Source organism: Winslowiella sp. 2C04 (assembly GCF_050037805.1).
GTDB classification, from domain to species: domain Bacteria; phylum Pseudomonadota; class Gammaproteobacteria; order Enterobacterales; family Enterobacteriaceae; genus Erwinia; species Erwinia toletana_A.
The window spans coordinates 3,601,779-3,618,116 of record NZ_CP188300.1 but is presented as its reverse complement, the minus strand read 5'-3'; the positions used below and the strand labels follow the sequence as shown (position 1 = coordinate 3,618,116).

Sequence of the window (16,338 nt, the reverse complement as noted above, 5' to 3'; positions counted from 1 at the left end):
ATCAGAGTCTCATTTAGATGGGCTATGCTCTAAATGAAAGGCGACATTGATGGCTTTATCGCATTGATTACTACTTTGCCGGATTAATTACTAAAGGTTGGGCAAAAGAGGTTGGACGTCAGTCTTACCGGTTTTATCATGGCCGATTATTTAAAAAAATCTGGCGCGATAAAGCAGTCAGAAGCATTTCACCCGGACAGCTTTTATGAAACAGACACTGGTCACGCTGACAATCAGCCATATGCCCCGCAGCGATTTCTTTCCACTGCTACTTGAGCACTTACCGGAGCAGCAGATTACCAGTGTCGCCCTGTTAGATGGCATGACGCTAAGCGATATAAACCAGCAGTTTATGCCGGAAGCTGATGAAAAAACGCTACTGGTCCACTTGCAGGATGGCAGCTCATTGACGTTATCGGCGGCTAAAGTTGAAGCCGGACTGCAAAAGTGTCTGCTGGCGCTGGAACAGCAGGGGTATGACACAATTTTATTGTGCTGCCCGGGCAATATTTTCTCGCTTAATACCACCAGCGCGGTATTACTCGAGCCGGATCGCATTATTCCTCCGCTGGTTGAAGCCATCGTTGCCGGATATCAGGTCGGGATAATGGTGCCGCTATTTGAGCAAATTGAAGAGCAGGCGGGAAAATGGAAAAATCTCAGCAATCCTCCCTGTTTTGCGGTCGCCAGCCCCTGGCAATCTGATGATGAACAACTGATCGATGCGGCGCTGTCACTGCTGGAGCAGGGGGCAGATGTGCTGCTGCTGGACAGTATGGGATACCACCAGCGCCATCGCGACTTCCTGCAAAAACTGCTCGGTATTCCGGTGCTGTTATCGAATACGCTGGTGGCAACGCTGGCGGCTGAACTGTTGATGTAGTCACGCCACTCACCACAGACGAATTTTGCGTGACAGAGGCTGAATCAACGTTCTACACTGTTTTTCCACCCATTTTTAGGTTTCGAGGAAGCAGTATGCTCACCATTAGCGAGTACTTTGACGGAAAAGTGAAATCGATTGCTTTTGACAGTGCCAGTACCGGACGCGCCAGCGTTGGCGTGATGGTCGAAGGTGAATACAATTTTGGCACCGGTCAGGCAGAAGAGATGACGGTGGTCAGTGGTTCACTGAAGGTACTGCTACCGGGTGAAACCGAGTGGAAACTGTATCAGGCGGGTGAGATTTTCAATGTTCCGGCGCACAGCGAGTTCCATCTGCAGGTCGCAGAACCGACCTCGTATCTGTGTCGTTACCTGTAAGATCTCAGGCCGGGAGATCCCCGGCCTTGCTGCCGCGCAGGCGGGTTGTTAACGCTGTGCTTCGCCGCCGAGTGCTTCAACCAGATTACTGACCAGTGCTGCCAGTTCGCTGGTCATCAGAATAAAGTCAGCATCAAAACGCAGAGCAAAATCTTCACGATCGATATCGTCGTTCTGCTCGCGCAGGGTGTCGGAAAACTTCAGGCGTTTCAGCGAGCCGTCATCAGACAATATCAGCTGGATGCGCTCCTGCCAGTCCAGTGCCAGTTTGGTCACCAGCTTGCCGGCTTCGATATGGTTGGCGATTTCGTCGCAAACCAGATCCTGTTTCTTACAACGGATCACGCCACCATCTTCCAGAATCGCTTTCAGCTCGGCTTCATCCATTAATGCAAAACCGGCTGGCAGATCGCCGGAACGCACCCACTCGGTCAGCGTCAGCTCAATCGGGCTTTCCAGCGTCAGCGGCACCACCGGCAGCGAACCGAGGCTTTTACGCAGCAGCGCCAGCGTATCTTCCGCTTTTTTGGCGCTGGCACAGTCAACCATAATCAAATTGTTGACCGTATCGATCCATAAGAAGGTCTGACTGAAACGACTGAAGGCGCGCGGCAGCAGGCTGTGCAACACTTCATCTTTCAGCGAGTCTTTCTCGGTTTTTTTCAGCTTACGCTGTTGTTCAGCTTCAAGCTTTTCAATCTTTGCTTCCAGCGCCTGTTTAATCACCGGCGAGGGCAGAATTTTCTCTTCTTTGCGCGCGCAAATCAGGATTTGACCGTTATTCACGTGGGTCAGCGCGTCGCTGCGCGATCCCATCGGCGAAACCCAACCGGTTTTGGCCATATCCTGGCTGCCGCACGGGCTAAAAGAAAACGCATCGAGTTGTTTTTCCATATCGTCAACGGACAGCGGAATGTCACGATTCAGACGATAAACCATCAAATTTTTAAACCACAACATGGTGTTTTCCCTGGCTGGAGCGCGATCGAACGCGCATGTTTCAAAGTCAGCGGGCATGATAGCGAAACATCGCGGCGGTTTCATTGCCTTTCCTGCGCCACCCTTCTAATGTTAGGAGCATTGCGACGAATAATGAGGAATAACAGGTGCGTATAGGCATTGATTTAGGCGGCACTAAAATTGAAGTGATTGCGTTATCTGACCAGGGCGAAGAGCTGTTTCGCCATCGAGTGGCGACTCCGCGTGACGACTACCAACAAACGCTGAATGCGATTGCAACACTGGTAAAACTGGCGGAAGAGAAAACCGGCCAGCAGGGCAGCGTGGGAATCGGCATTCCCGGCACCTTATCGCCCTATACTGGCAAAGTGAAAAATGCCAACTCGACCTGGCTTAATGGGCAGCCGATGGATACCGATCTTGCCGCGCTGCTGCAACGCGAAGTGCGTATCGCCAATGACGCCAACTGTCTGGCGGTTTCAGAAGCGGTCGACGGCGCGGCGGCGGGTAAATCGACGGTATTTGCGGTGATTATCGGCACCGGATGCGGCGCGGGCGTGGCGTTAAATGGTCAGGCGCACATCGGCGGTAATGGCAACGCAGGCGAATGGGGGCACAACCCACTGCCGTGGATGGATGAAGACGAATTACGCTATCGGCAGCAGGTTCCATGTTACTGCGGCAAGGCCGGCTGTATCGAGACCTTTATTTCCGGCACCGGTTTTGCCACCGATTACCATCGGTTAAGCGGGCAGAAACGTAGCGGAGCAGAGATTATCGAGCTGCTGGGGCAGCAGGATCCGCTGGCAGAGCTGGCGATGAATCGTTATGAGCTACGGCTGGCGAAATCTCTCGGGCAGGTTGTCAATATTCTCGATCCGGATGTCATTGTGCTGGGCGGTGGCATGAGTAATGTAGAGCGCCTGTATCAAACAGTGCCGCTGCTGCTGAAAAACTGGGTGTTCGGCGGCGAGTGTGAAACGCCGGTGCTCAGAGCGCAACATGGTGATTCCAGCGGCGTGCGTGGCGCGGCGTGGCTGTGGCCGCTGTAAGCATTCACTATCAGTCTGGCCGGAAACTCAGCACCACACCTCGGGTAAAATTAGTCGGCGGCGGTGGAAGATCTTTCGCCGTGCCGATAACTTGCCAGGCCTTCAGGCACAGCGGTTCATCACCCTGAGTGCGAATCACGTTATAGCGCTGATGAATGCTGCTGTACTCGATGGTCGCATCGCACTGCTGGCCAGAATAGCGGTCATAATCAAAGAAATTTGCCGTGACCTTTGCATATATCTGCCGGGTATACATGCACATCTCTTTACTCATAGTTTGCGTGCGCGAACAAGCCTGTTCTGCCCCAGTTGGCTGCTTGTCAGCCGGCATCTGACAGGCGCTCAGTAACAACTGACTAAGCGCCATCCCCATTAATACAGTCAATCGTGACATCTCTACCCCTGAACAGCGCGTGGTGCGGTAAAGGCGCCACACTAACGCTATCTGTAGCGCGACGAAAGGCCGATTAAACTGAAAATACGGGTTCCAGTTTACTGTAGCCGAGGCCGTTCACCTTGCGTACTTTAATCTGCACCGGGATACGCTCTTTCATCGCGTCGACGTGACTGATCACGCCGATGGTTTTGCCGCTGGCGTTCAGCGCATCGAGGGCATCCAGCGCGGTATCCAGTGTTTCAGCATCAAGCGTGCCAAAGCCTTCATCAAGGAACAGCGACTCAATACGGGTTTTATGGCTAACCAAATCGGACAGCGCCAGCGCCAGCGCCAGGCTGACCAGGAAACTTTCGCCGCCGGACAGGGTACGGGTATCGCGCTGGGCATCGGCCTGCCAGGTATCGATCACCTGCAACTCCAGGGCTTCCTGTGATTTCCGTTGCAGCAGATAGCGACCATGCAGGCGGGTTAGCTGATTATTCGCCAGCCACACCAGATGATCGAGCGTCAGTCCCTGAGCAAATTTACGGAATTTATCGCCGTCTCGTGAACCAATCATTTGATTGAGATAACCCCAGTCATCCGCCTGCTGCTCGCCGTCGGCAATTTGTTGCAGCAGGCTCTGTTGCTGCTGTCGACGCTGCTGGTCGCTATCCAGCTGCTGGCGTGCCTGGCCCTGCTGCTGGGCATTGTCTCGCACCTGCAAGCGTAAAATATCTATCTGTTCGCTGAGGGTTTCTGGTTGGTCATTCAGATTTTCCGGCTGCAGCGCCTGATGTTCGCTTAGCGCTTTGCTGGCCTGCTGATACAGCACCACCGCCTGCTGACGCTGACTTTCCAGCTGTTGCTGCTGCTGACGCAAGCGTTGTGCGCTGGCGTCATCAAGCAGTGCGGCGGTAAAGGCACTTTCATCGGCGAAAGCGCTGGCGGTCAGTGCGTTACTCAGCTGTTCCTGCGCCTGTTTCAGGCGGGATTGTAATGATGTCAGCTGATTATTTAGTGAGTTATGCTGTCCGGTCAGGTTATTCAGCTGGTTCTGTGCTGTCAGCCACTGTTGCTGTCTCTCAGCACTGAGCGCTTCTGCCTGAACCATCTGCTGTTGCAGCTGCTGCCGGACGTCGCCGATCTGGCGATCGCCAAACAGCTGCTGGCGCTGTTGCTGGAGAGCCAGGGTGTGCTGATGCAGCGTATCGCGCTCGGTTGCGCTGCTGGTCAGGCGCTTTTGCAACTCAGCCAGCTCACTGGCGAGGCTTTGCTGGCGGCTTTCCAGCGCCGCCAGCTTAGGCTGTAGTTCAGTCAGTTGTTGTTCAGTTTGCTGCCACTGTTGCCACTGTTGCTGGCGTGCCTGTAACCAGCTGTCGGCACTGTCGGCGTCAGGTAAACTGAACTGATAAACGGCCAGTTCGGCGGTGAGTGCTTCGCGTAATTGCCGGGCCTGCTGTCGATCGCTTTGCTGCTGTTTTTGCAGCTCATCCAGCTGTTGCTGCGCATGGTTCAGCTGCTGCTGCGCCAGTTGCTGTGACTGCTGATGTTTTTGCAGCGCCTGCCATTGCGCGCTACAGGCATCTTTAGTTTGCTGATGCAGGCGCGACGCCTGCTCATAGTGGATCAGCGTCTGTTGCAGGCTGGCTTCCTGCTGCTCCTGCTGTTGCAGCCAGTGGCTGACGGCTTCCGCTTCCGGCGTGACAAAGTCTGTTGCCAGCTGGCTGGCAAGTTGCTGCCACAGTTGCAGCAAACCGGCGATATCGCTGGCGATTTGCTGGCTTTCCTGCTGCTGTTTTTCCAGTTGTAGCTTGCTCAGCCGCACCTGTTCACCTTTAGCACTGCCTTGCTCTGCGAGTTGCTGCACCTCTTTTTCCAGTTGCTGCAGGCGCTGCTGATTTTCGGACAGTTCCAGTGACTGATACTCGGCAATGGCCGGGTGCTGACAGGAGCCGCATAGCGGACAGGGTTGCTCAGGCTGTAACGCCGCGCGATAGTGCGCTAAATCGGCGATTTGCTTTTCCAGTTCGCAGCGCGTTTTCAGATCGAGATAGTGCTGCTTTTTCTCTTTCCATGCGCCGCGCAGCGCTTGCAGCAGCTGCTCGTCCTGGAGTAATTGCGAATTCAGCTGCTGCAGTGCAGCGTGCTGACGTTGTTGCTGCTGACTCAGCTGCAGCCACTGCGATGACAGCAGCGCCAGCTGTTGCCGCTGCGGACGTTGCTGTTGCAGAGCCGCCAGCGCTGCCCGCAATGTCTGTTCGGGTTGCTGCTGTTGCAGCGTCGCCAGCGCTTGTTCGGCCTGATTCTGCTGCTGCTGTGTAATATCGTACTGTGCCTGTAGCGGGGCCAGCTGCGTTGCCTGCTGCTCAAGCGACTGATTTTGCTGTGCGATAGTCTGCAACTGTTGCTGTTCGCGCTGTTGCAGCGAAGTCAGTGCTTGCTCGCTTTTTTGTAACTGGCTGAATCGTTCCCGCCACAACAGCAGTGATTCACCCCAGTGAGCGACGTGCTCATGCTGCTCGCGCCACTGTTGGTGCTGGTAGCGTTGCTGCTCCAGGTTGTTGATTTCCTGAGCATACTGCGCCTGATTTTGCAGTTTCTGCTGCTGTGAAAGTTGGTACTCACTTAGCGTTTTGTCCAGCTGTTCTGCCTGCTGTTGCAATGTTGCCAGCTGATGATCGAGCGGAATAACCTGCTCATTAATCAGCGTTTCCTGCTGCTGACGTTGTGCTGACAGCTGTTTCAGCTGCGATTCTGCCTGCTGCTGCTGTTCGCTCAGGCTGTGCAGCGCGATGCTGGCTTGCTGCTGCTGTGTGCTCAGCGCGTGAAGCTGTTGCTCAGCATCGGCTACATCCTGCTGAGTCTGGTTACGCTGTTGCCACAGCGGACGCAGTTTTTCTGCCGGTTCTGCCTGCGCCAGCTGCTCCCGCTGCGGAAGTGCCTGCTGCCATGCGTGCTCCGCCTGCTGCTGAGTGCTCTCTGCCTGCTGACAACTTTGTTGCAGCTTATCGCGCTGGGTCAGCCATTGTTGCTCAAGCTGTCGCTTATTCAGTTGCTGGGTAAGTACTTGCTCCTGCGCAATCAACTGATCCAGCTGCTGTTGCAGAGTCTGACGCGTCTCTTCATCCAGTAACGCCATCCCGGATGCCTGCGCGCGCAAATTATCCAGCGCAAGGCGGGTGGCTTTATGACGTTCAAACACCTCCATTGAGATGCGGCCATAAATTTCGGTGCCGGTCAGCTCTTCCAGCAGCTCTGCGCGTTCATTGGCTTTGGCATTCAGAAAGGCGGCAAACTGACCCTGGGAAAGCATCATCGATTTGGTAAAACGGTTAAAATCGAGGCCGGTCAGACTTTCAGTCATTTTAAGCTTGTCGTTAACTTTATCGGCGACAATGGTGTTATCGCTACAGCGCGCCAGCTCGACTCTTGGCGCCTGCAAATTGCCATCCACCGCGCCACGCGCGCGATTCTGACTCCAGAATGCGCGCCAGGCTTCACCCTTAACTTCAAACTCCACTTCGGCAAGGCATTCGGCGGTATCGCGAGTGATCAGATCGTTTTGCGACTGGGTAATACCGCCGAGGCGCGAGGTCTGATGATACAGCGCCAGGCAAATAGCATCGAGCAGGGTGGTTTTACCGGCTCCGGTTGGCCCGGTAATCGCAAACAAGCCGTTACTGGCGAAGGGTTCAGCGGTGAAATCGATTTTCCATTCGCCCTTCAGCGAGTTGATGTTCTTAAAACGCAGCGTCAAAATTTTCACGGCTGCTCCTCATGGCGAATGGCATCTAAAGTGGTAACAAACAGCTGCTGCGCGCGCTGCTGACGCGGAGTATCATTATCTTCTTGCTGTTCCAGTCGCCGGGCAAACACCTCTTCAACGCTCAGCTCACTTAGGGTTTCGTTATTTTGACGTGCAATCACCTTGTCACGCTGTTCGCGGCTGCGGCGCAGTAACACCACTTCTACCGGCAGCGCGGCGGTCAGCTCCTGGATGCGGCGCTGAATATCATTGAGATAATCGGCGGTGACGATTTCGATATCCAGCCAGACATTGCTGTCAGTATCGGTGAATTGTGCCAGCTGCTGCTCAATTTCTGCCAGCGAGCCTTTAATCATGCACATCGGCTGAAACAACGGAACCGGCAGCGCTTCAACGCGGCGAAGCTGGTCGCCGGCAAACTCCACCAGAAATACGCTCTTCTCTTTACCCAGTTCATCAAAACTGAGTGGGACAGGCGAACCGCTGTAGCGAATATGTTCGCTGTTGGCGACGCGTTGCGCCCGATGAATATGGCCCAGTGCGATATAATCGGCGGGCGGAAAAGCCTGCGCCGGGAAGGCATCGAGCGTGCCGATATAGATATCACGCACCGAGTCACTGGTGGTGACGCCGACGGTCGTCAGATGGCCTGTAGCGATAATCGGTAATGCCAGCCCCAGCGCGGTGCGCTGTGTCAGCGCATGCTGATAGCAGCTCTGATAATGCTCGCTGATGGCTTCCAGCAGACTTTGCTGTTTTTCGCGTCCCGATTGCCCGGCCTGGCTGCGCAGAATATCGCGCGGGCGTAAAAATGGAATTGCACACAGTAGCGCAGCTGGGTTGCCCTGACGGTCATTCAGCTGTAACACTTGCTGCCCGATGTCATCGCTGGCGGCAGCAATCACCCGGGTATTCAGGCAGGCCAGCAGCTCGCGAGATTCATTGAGCGTTGCCACTGAATCATGGTTTCCGCCGAGCACTACCAGCTGGCAGCCGGTTTGCTGCAGTTGCACGACAAAACGGTTATACAGTTCACGCGCATAGCTCGGAGGCGAGCCGGTATCGAAGATATCACCGGCCACAATCACCGCATCGACCTGATGTTGTTCTACTACCTGTACCAGCCAGTTAAGAAACGCCTGATGCTCCGGCGCCCGGCTTTTGGTGTAGAAAAACTGACCGAGATGCCAGTCCGAGGTGTGGATAATGCGCATAAAACTTCCCGATTTATTTAGGGTACATAACGGTAACGTAAGTTGCCGATTATAAACAGAGAGCTTAACGGCGGGTGAGTAAATGCATAATCAGCCTAAAAAAAAGTATCACAAAGGCGATTTTGGTCCGTGCATTTTTCATAAATCTGTCATAAAACTGACGCATAATGGCGCCGCGAATCCCAGTGACTAAAGTCACATCAGCAGGAGCAATAATGGCTAAGCGCATTTTGGTAGTCGAAGATGAAGCCCCAATCCGTGAGATGTTGTGTTTCGTTCTTGAGCAAAATGACTATCAACCGATAGAAGCGGAAGATTATGACAGTGCGATCAATTTACTTATCGAACCCTGGCCCGATCTGATTCTGCTCGACTGGATGTTACCTGGCGGCAGCGGCATTCAATTTATTAAGCATCTGAAACGCGAAGCCATGACCCGGGATATTCCGGTGATGATGCTGACCGCGCGTGGTGAAGAGGAAGACCGGGTGCGCGGGCTGGAAGTCGGTGCCGATGACTACATCACCAAGCCGTTTTCACCGAAAGAGCTGGTGGCACGCATCAAAGCGGTGATGCGCCGTATATCACCGATGGCGGTTGAAGAGGTGATCGAAATGCAGGGACTCAGCCTCGATCCTTCGTCGCACCGGGTGATGTCAGAAAATACCCCGCTGGAAATGGGCCCGACCGAATATAAATTACTGCACTTTTTTATGACCCATCCGGAACGGGTATACAGCCGTGAACAGCTGCTGAATCACGTCTGGGGCACCAATGTTTATGTGGAAGATCGTACTGTTGATGTGCACATCCGCCGTTTGCGCAAGGCGCTGGAAGTTTCCGGCCACGATCGCATGGTGCAAACGGTGCGTGGAACGGGGTATCGTTTCTCCGCTCGTTTTTGATCGGAGTCTGAACCGTGCTGGAACGCCTCTCCTGGAAGAGATTATTACTGGAACTGCTGCTGGCCTGCGTGCCAGCACTGATACTCGGCCTGGTGGTGGGTTTTCTGCCGTGGTGGCTGCTGCTGTCGGTGCTTGGCGTGCTGGGCTGGCATTTCTATAATCTGCAGCGCCTGTCGCACTGGCTATGGATCGACCGTACGATGACGCCGCCCGCCGGGCAAGCCAGCTGGGAGCCACTGTTCTATGGTTTGTATCAGATGCAGCTGCGTAACCGGCGGCGACGTCGCGAGCTGGGCAACCTGATTAAACGTTTTCGCAGCGGCGCAGAATCGTTGCCGGATGCGGTGGTGTTGACGACCGAAGAGGGCAATATTTTCTGGTGTAACGGCCTGGCACAACAGCATCTTGGGCTGCGCTGGCCGGAGGATAACGGACAAAATATTCTTAACCTGCTGCGCTATCCTGAGTTTTCCCACTATCTGCGCCAGCGCGATTTTTCCCGACCGCTAACTCTGGTACTGAATAATCATCGTCATTTAGAGTTTCGTATCATGCCTTACAGCGAAGGGCAGTGGCTGCTGGTGGCGCGTGATGTTACTCAGATGCATCAGCTGGAAGGGGCGCGGCGCAACTTTTTCGCCAATGTCAGTCACGAACTGCGCACGCCGTTAACCGTGTTGCAGGGTTATCTGGAAATGATGAACGATGCGGTGCTGGAAGGACCTGCACGCAGCAAGGCTCTGCATACCATGCAGGAGCAGACGCGGCGTATGGATAGCCTGGTTAAACAGCTGCTTACCCTGTCGCGGATTGAAGCGGCGCCGGCGATTGATTTGCAGGAGAAAGTGGACGTGCCGATGATGTTGCGCCTGCTGCAACGTGAGGCGGAAACGCTGAGCAATGGACGGCATGAAATTCATTTCCACACCGATCCACACCTGCGGGTGTTCGGTAATGATGAACAACTGCGCAGTGCGCTTTCTAACCTGGTCTATAACTCGGTTAACCATACGCCAGCAGGCACCCGGATTGATATCAGCTGGTTACGTAATAAAACCGGCGCGCATTTTGCGGTGAAAGATAACGGACCGGGGATTGCGAAGGAACATATTCCACGGCTTACCGAACGCTTTTACCGCGTGGATAAAGCGCGTTCGCGCGCCACCGGCGGCAGCGGTCTTGGGCTGGCGATCGTAAAACATGCGCTGAGCCATCATAATTCGCGGCTGGATATTACCAGTGCTGCTGATGTTGAGACCTGTTTTGCCTTTACGCTGGCGCCGAGGTTGATTGTTCCGGCTGAATTACCGGAGAATGCAAAGCGTTAACCATTCACGGACGCAAAGCATGAAACGAGTGATTCTGGCAGCGGCGCTGGTGCTGTCAGCGGCAGTTCAGGCGAAAGAGGGGATGCTGGCGGGAAATCTTACCAGCGTCGGTTCGGATACCCTCGGTAACCTGATGGCGCTATGGGGTGAGAACTTTAATCGTCAGTTCCCTGGTGTGAACGTGCAGGTTCAGGCTGCCGGTTCGTCCACCGCGCCGATAGCTCTGGCTGCTGGCGCAGCGCAGCTTGGTGCCATGAGCCGCCCGATGCAGGCGGGAGAACGCCAGTTATTTGAGGCTAAATATGGTTATCCACCGCTGGCTGTACCGGTGGCGATGGATGCGCTGGTGGTGGTGGTGAATCAGGACAATCCGCTGAACTCAATCGATAGTCAGCAGCTTGATGCGCTATTTTCGGTCACGCGCTTATGTGGTGCTACCGCTGCGCCGCAATATTGGGGAGACTTAGCGCTGACCGCACCTGACTGGCAGCGGCGCACCCTGCAACGCTTTGGGCGCAATTCCGCTTCCGGCACCTGGGGGTTCTTCAAACAGCAGGCGCTGTGTAACGGTGATTTTCGCCAGGATGTCAGTGAGTATCCCGGTTCGGCGGCGGTGGTGCAGGCGGTGGCCAGCAGTCTGAATGGCATTGGCTATGCCAGTATTGGTTTTCATATCAGCGGCGTTAAAACGCTGGCGATTGGCCGTGATGGCCAGCCAGGCGTGATGCCAACCACCGAAAATATTCGTAACGGCAGTTATCCTTATCTTCGCCCACTCTATATCTATGTGAATAAAGCCCCAGGTAAACCGCTGGAGCCGTTAACCCGTGCCTTTTTGCAGCAGGCGATTTCGCCACAAGGGCAGGCGCTGGTGGAGCGTTCGGGCTATTTGCCGCTGTCTGAAGCGCAGTTACGTCAGGCGCGGGCGCTGATTAACTAAATTTTAAAATTATTAGCCGGTACGTGTTAACCCCAGGGGCGGCATCAGGCCGCTCACCTGCCAACATGAATTTAATTCATCACTAATGAAATTTCCTCTGTTGCACCTGAACAAGGCTCATGGCAATGTGGGTTCAGACATATGGATGTCCAGAAGTCTAAAAATAACGAAGGGCAACTATTTTACCGGTAAATTATGCGCTGCGCGCATCAGTCAGGAGTTAAAAACCATGCAAAGAACCACCGCGCCATTTCGTGCCGATACCGTTGGCAGCTTTCTGCGTCCGCAGGCAATTAAACAGGCGCGTGAGCAGTTTACTGCGGGTGAAATCGATGCCACCGCACTGCGTCGTATCGAAGATGAGGCGATCCGTGATGTGGTGACTCATCAACGTGCCTGCGGTTTACAGGTGGTGACTGACGGTGAGTTCCGTCGCGCATGGTGGCATTTTGACTTTTTCGACGGCCTGCAGGGTGTTGAGCGCTACGATGTCGATCAGGGCATCCAGTTTAACGGCGTGCAGACCAAAGCTCACAGCGTGCGCGTGGTCAGCAAGCTGGGCTTTGGCGACCACCCGATGCTGGAAGATTTTCGCTATCTGCAAAGCGTCAGTGGTGATGCCGTGGCCAAAATGACGATACCCAGCCCAAGCGTGCTGCACTTCCGCGGCGGACGTAAAGCGATCGACGCAACGGTTTATCCTGAGCTGGATGCGTACTTTGACGACCTGGCACAGACTTATCGTGATGCGATCAAAGCGTTCTATGATGCCGGCTGCCGCTATTTGCAGCTGGATGACACCGTCTGGGCCTATCTCTGCTCCGACGATCAGAAACAACAGATCCGCGAGCGCGGTGACGATCCTGAAGAGCTGGCGCGTATCTATGCCCGCGTGCTGAATAAAGCCATTGAGGGTAAGCCAGACGATCTGACCATTGGCCTGCATGTTTGCCGTGGTAACTTCCGCTCTACCTGGATCTCTGAAGGCGGCTACGAGCCAGTGGCTGAAATTCTGTTTGGCACGGTGAACATTGACGCTTTCTTCCTGGAGTACGATAACCAGCGCTCCGGTGGTTTTGAGCCGCTGCGCTTTATCCGGCCAGGCAACCAGCAGGTGGTGCTCGGTCTGATCACGACTAAAAATGGCGAGCTGGAAAATCCGGAAACGGTAAAACAGCGCCTGACTGAAGCGGCGCAGTATGTCGACATCAATCAAATCTGCCTCAGCCCGCAGTGCGGATTTGCCTCAACGGAGGAAGGCAACAGTCTGACGGAAGAGCAGCAGTGGGCCAAGCTGCGTTTGCTGGTCGATATCGCTAAAAACGTCTGGTAACTGGCGTAAAGTTGTGCGGACAGGCGCGGCTTTCCGCGCCTTTCGTGCATCAGAATGCGCACAAACGAGCAATATAACCCCTGGTTGTACATAAAAAATACAAATCATCTAGTGTGCATTACTCATATGTTGAAGTGATGCACTGCTTTTAGAGAAATATCTGCTATATCATCCTGCTTTTCCGATCCCGTATTGCCTTTCTTCGCTATAAACGTTTTACTTAGCGCCGTTGTCGATTTATCCCCCTGTGAACAGAAGAAAATTAGCTCAAATCACCTGCGCGCCAGGCCATCAGTAAGCATAATGCTCTGTAGTTGTCTGAATTAATGAAAATTTTAACGTGCTGTGGGGTTCGCAACGCTTTAAACACAACTTTCACTGCAACATCAGGAACAGGCATCACGGCTTTTATGAAATATCGTTTAACTCCTAAAGATATCATCGCGCTGGGCTTTATGACCTTTGCCCTGTTTGTCGGCGCGGGCAATATTATCTTCCCGCCAATGGTGGGAATTCAGTCTGGCGAACACGTCTGGATGGCTTCACTGGGTTTTCTGATTACCGCAGTGGGTTTACCGGTGATTACGGTGATCGCGCTGGCACGCGTCGGTGGCGGTGTTGACGCCCTGAGCTCGCCGATTGGTAAAGCGGCGGGTCTGCTGCTGGCGACGGTCTGCTACCTGGCAGTCGGCCCGCTGTTCGCCACTCCGCGTACCGCAACGGTTTCCTTCGAAGTGGGTATTGCACCGCTGACCGGTGACGGCCCGCTGCCACTGTTTATCTACAGCGTGGTCTATTTCGCGCTGGTCATGGGTATTTCTCTTTATCCGGGCAAGCTGCTGGATACCGTAGGCAATATTCTGGCGCCGCTGAAAATTATTGCATTGGGTGTGCTCGGCGTTGCTGCAATGCTGTGGCCAGCAGGCGATTTCGCTCCGGCGACGGAAGCCTATCAGCATGCTGCGTTCTCCAACGGTTTCGTGCAGGGCTATCTGACCATGGATACGCTGGGCGCGATGGTGTTTGGCATCGTTATTGTTAATGCTGCGCGTTCACGTGGCGTCAGCGATGCGCGCCTGCTGACTCGTTACACCGTGATTGCTGGCCTGATTGCCGGTGTCGGTTTGACGCTGGTCTATCTCAGCCTGTTTAAACTGGGTTCGCACAGTGCCAGCATTGTCGATCAGAATGCCAACGGCGCGATGATTTTACATAACTATGTGCAGCATACCTTTGGCGGAATGGGCAGCTTCTTCCTTGCTGCGCTGATTTTCGTCGCCTGTATCGTTACAGCGGTTGGCCTGACCTGCGCCTGTGCGGAGTTCTTCCAGCAGTATCTGCCGCTCTCTTACCGCACGCTGGTATTTATTCTCGGTCTGTTCTCAATGCTGGTCTCAAACCTCGGTCTGAGCCACCTGATTCAGGTCTCGATTCCGGTGCTGACCGCTATCTATCCACCGTGTATTGTGCTGGTAGTGCTGAGCTTTACTCTGCGCTGGTGGAATAACAGCAGCCGGATTATTGCGCCAACGATGCTGATTAGCCTGCTTTTTGGTATCATTGACGCGATTAAGACCACCAGTTTCAACGATGTTCTGCCAGCCTGGAGTCAGCATTTACCGCTGGCCGATCAGGGTCTGTCCTGGCTGCCGCCATCACTGGCGATACTGGTGGTTGTCGCGATTATCGATCGCGTGATGGGGCGTCAGCACGTCACTGCGCACCAGTAAGAATTCAGGTTTATTTTTTAACCACGGGCTTGCCCGTGGTTTTTTCATTTCCACAGGTGATAAGTCGCTATGCAAGAAACGAACAAGCTCAAACGCGGACTGAGCACGCGCCATATCCGTTTTATGGCATTAGGATCGGCAATTGGTACCGGGCTGTTTTACGGCTCGGCTGATGCCATCAGAATGGCCGGACCAAGCGTGCTGCTGGCCTATATTATTGGCGGCGCGGTAGCCTATATTATTATGCGTGCGCTGGGTGAGATGTCGGTGAACAATCCGCAGTCCAGCTCGTTTTCGCGCTATGCCCAGGATTATCTCGGCCCGCTGGCAGGTTATATCACCGGCTGGACCTACTGTTTTGAAATCCTGATTGTTGCCATTGCCGATGTTACTGCCTTTGGCATCTATATGGGCGTCTGGTTCCCGGATGTGCCGCACTGGATCTGGGTACTGAGCGTGGTGCTGATTATCGGCGGCATCAACTTGCTCAGCGTGAAAGTGTTTGGCGAGGTGGAGTTCTGGTTCTCCTTCTTTAAAGTTGCCACCATTATCATCATGATCCTCGCCGGCTTCGGCATCATTATCTGGGGGATTGGCAACGGTGGTCAGCCAACCGGTATCCATAATCTGTGGACCAATGGCGGCTTCTTTGCTCACGGTATCGTCGGCATGCTGCTGTCGCTGCAGATGGTGATGTTTGCTTACGGCGGTATTGAAATTATCGGTATCACCGCCGGTGAAGCGAAAGATCCGGAAAAGTCGATTCCACGTGCGATTAACTCAGTGCCGCTGCGTATTCTGGTGTTCTATGTCGGCACGCTGTTTGTCATTATGTCGATTTACCCGTGGAACCAGGTGGGCACCTCGGGCAGTCCGTTTGTTCTGACTTTCCAGCACCTCGGTATTGCTGCTGCCGCTTCTATCCTTAATTTCGTCGTCATCACCGCCTCGCTGTCGGCGATTAACAGCGATGTGTTTGGCGTCGGTCGTATGCTGCACGGGATGGCCGAACAGGGCCATGCGCCGAAGATGTTTATGAAAGTCTCACGTCGCGGTATTCCGTGGGTCACGGTGATCGTGATGATGCTGGCGATGCTGGTGGCGGTCTACCTGAACTACCTGATGCCGGAAAAAGTGTTCCTGGTAATCGCCTCACTGGCGACGTTTGCCACGGTGTGGGTGTGGATTATGATCCTCAGTTCGCAAATTGCTTTCCGTCGTAAACTGAGCAGTGAAGAGGCGAAGGCGCTGAAGTTTGCCTTGCCGGGCGGCTCGGCTACCGCGATGGTTGGTATCGCATTTCTGGTGTTTATCATCGGCCTGATTGGCTACTTCCCGGATACCCGTATTTCGCTGTATGTCGGTATGGCGTGGATTGTATTGCTACTGGTCGGTTATGTGATTAAGCAGCGCGTCAGTCGCCGCTAAGCCATAACTGACGGAAAGGGCGGGTTCTCCCGCCCTTTTT

Annotated in this window: 13 protein-coding genes; 9 read left to right on the top strand and 4 right to left on the bottom strand. The window is 54.2% G+C overall.

Annotated elements, in window-relative coordinates; translation table 11 throughout:
• Positions 1-205 precede the first annotated feature (205 nt).
• Together ACP3TC_RS16380 and ppnP are read left to right on the top strand one after the other, a co-directional pair.
• Entirely contained in the window at positions 206-883 is a 678-nt protein-coding gene (locus ACP3TC_RS16380; protein ID WP_313856067.1) for an AroM family protein, read from the top strand.
• 95 nt (positions 884-978) lie between these two features.
• Positions 979-1,263 (top strand): pyrimidine/purine nucleoside phosphorylase, encoded by a 285-nt coding sequence (ppnP, locus tag ACP3TC_RS16375; protein WP_313856068.1) that lies wholly within the window; start codon positions 979-981, stop codon positions 1,261-1,263.
• A gap of 48 nt (positions 1,264-1,311) precedes the next feature.
• Here ppnP and rdgC read toward each other — a convergent pair whose 3' ends face one another.
• Complete coding sequence (gene rdgC / locus ACP3TC_RS16370) at positions 1,312-2,223, bottom strand: recombination-associated protein RdgC (RefSeq protein WP_313856070.1); 912 nt, start codon at positions 2,221-2,223, stop codon at positions 1,312-1,314.
• Positions 2,224-2,369: 146 nt separating this feature from the next.
• On the opposite strand from rdgC, the gene mak reads away from it, so the two are divergent.
• Positions 2,370-3,275, top strand: coding sequence for a fructokinase (gene mak, locus ACP3TC_RS16365; RefSeq protein WP_313856071.1), 906 nt, complete (start codon positions 2,370-2,372; stop codon positions 3,273-3,275).
• A gap of 10 nt (positions 3,276-3,285) precedes the next feature.
• On the opposite strand, the gene ACP3TC_RS16360 is transcribed toward mak, so the two are convergent.
• From ACP3TC_RS16360 to sbcD, 3 genes are all read right to left on the bottom strand, one after another.
• Positions 3,286-3,669: a cell envelope integrity protein TolA gene (locus ACP3TC_RS16360; RefSeq protein ID WP_313856073.1), complete on the bottom strand. Its 384-nt coding sequence runs from the start codon at positions 3,667-3,669 to the stop codon at positions 3,286-3,288.
• A gap of 73 nt (positions 3,670-3,742) precedes the next feature.
• Positions 3,743-7,420, bottom strand: a complete 3,678-nt coding sequence (locus tag ACP3TC_RS16355) for an SbcC/MukB-like Walker B domain-containing protein (protein ID WP_426816838.1) — start codon at positions 7,418-7,420, stop codon at positions 3,743-3,745.
• On the bottom strand, positions 7,417-8,634 hold the full coding sequence (gene sbcD / locus ACP3TC_RS16350; protein ID WP_426816837.1) for an exonuclease subunit SbcD: 1,218 nt from the start codon (positions 8,632-8,634) through the stop codon (positions 7,417-7,419). Before sbcD ends, ACP3TC_RS16355 begins: the two co-directional genes overlap by 4 nt.
• A 215-nt stretch (positions 8,635-8,849) precedes the next feature.
• Here sbcD and phoB point away from each other — a divergent pair, with 215 nt between their 5' ends.
• The 6 genes from phoB (at position 8,850) to proY (ending at position 16,298) form a co-directional block, all read left to right on the top strand.
• Positions 8,850-9,539 carry a phosphate response regulator transcription factor PhoB gene (phoB, locus tag ACP3TC_RS16345; RefSeq protein WP_052899539.1) on the top strand — a complete coding sequence of 230 codons (690 nt, stop codon included), beginning with the start codon at positions 8,850-8,852 and terminating at the stop codon, positions 9,537-9,539.
• Between the two features lie 14 nt (positions 9,540-9,553).
• Positions 9,554-10,867: a phosphate regulon sensor histidine kinase PhoR gene (phoR, locus tag ACP3TC_RS16340; protein ID WP_313856079.1), complete on the top strand. Its 1,314-nt coding sequence runs from the start codon at positions 9,554-9,556 to the stop codon at positions 10,865-10,867.
• A gap of 19 nt (positions 10,868-10,886) precedes the next feature.
• A complete protein-coding gene (locus ACP3TC_RS16335) occupies positions 10,887-11,807 on the top strand; it encodes a PstS family phosphate ABC transporter substrate-binding protein (RefSeq protein ID WP_426816836.1) in 921 nt (306 codons plus the stop codon).
• Positions 11,808-12,036: 229 nt separating this feature from the next.
• Positions 12,037-13,140 (top strand): cobalamin-independent methionine synthase II family protein, encoded by a 1,104-nt coding sequence (locus ACP3TC_RS16330; protein WP_426816835.1) that lies wholly within the window; start codon positions 12,037-12,039, stop codon positions 13,138-13,140.
• Positions 13,141-13,550: 410 nt separating this feature from the next.
• Positions 13,551-14,870 (top strand): branched-chain amino acid transporter carrier protein BrnQ, encoded by a 1,320-nt coding sequence (gene brnQ / locus ACP3TC_RS16325; protein ID WP_313856083.1) that lies wholly within the window; start codon positions 13,551-13,553, stop codon positions 14,868-14,870.
• A 69-nt stretch (positions 14,871-14,939) separates the two neighbouring features.
• Entirely contained in the window at positions 14,940-16,298 is a 1,359-nt protein-coding gene (gene proY, locus ACP3TC_RS16320) for a proline-specific permease ProY (protein ID WP_313856084.1), read from the top strand.
• Positions 16,299-16,338: the final 40 nt, after the last annotated feature.

Excerpts from the sequence above, each read along its gene's own strand:
- brnQ (WP_313856083.1), top strand. The coding sequence starts at position 13,551 with ATGAAATATCGTTTAACTCCTAAAGATATCATCGCGCTGGGCTTTATG.
- ppnP (WP_313856068.1), top strand. The coding sequence starts at position 979 with ATGCTCACCATTAGCGAGTACTTTGACGGAAAAGTGAAATCGATTGCT.
- ACP3TC_RS16335 (WP_426816836.1), top strand. The coding sequence starts at position 10,887 with ATGAAACGAGTGATTCTGGCAGCGGCGCTGGTGCTGTCAGCGGCAGTT.
- ACP3TC_RS16380 (WP_313856067.1), top strand. The coding sequence starts at position 206 with ATGAAACAGACACTGGTCACGCTGACAATCAGCCATATGCCCCGCAGC.
- phoB (WP_052899539.1), top strand. The coding sequence starts at position 8,850 with ATGGCTAAGCGCATTTTGGTAGTCGAAGATGAAGCCCCAATCCGTGAG.
- sbcD (WP_426816837.1), bottom strand. The coding sequence starts at position 8,634 with ATGCGCATTATCCACACCTCGGACTGGCATCTCGGTCAGTTTTTCTAC.
- rdgC (WP_313856070.1), bottom strand. The coding sequence starts at position 2,223 with ATGTTGTGGTTTAAAAATTTGATGGTTTATCGTCTGAATCGTGACATT.
- ACP3TC_RS16330 (WP_426816835.1), top strand. The coding sequence starts at position 12,037 with ATGCAAAGAACCACCGCGCCATTTCGTGCCGATACCGTTGGCAGCTTT.
- proY (WP_313856084.1), top strand. The coding sequence starts at position 14,940 with ATGCAAGAAACGAACAAGCTCAAACGCGGACTGAGCACGCGCCATATC.
- ACP3TC_RS16360 (WP_313856073.1), bottom strand. The coding sequence starts at position 3,669 with ATGTCACGATTGACTGTATTAATGGGGATGGCGCTTAGTCAGTTGTTA.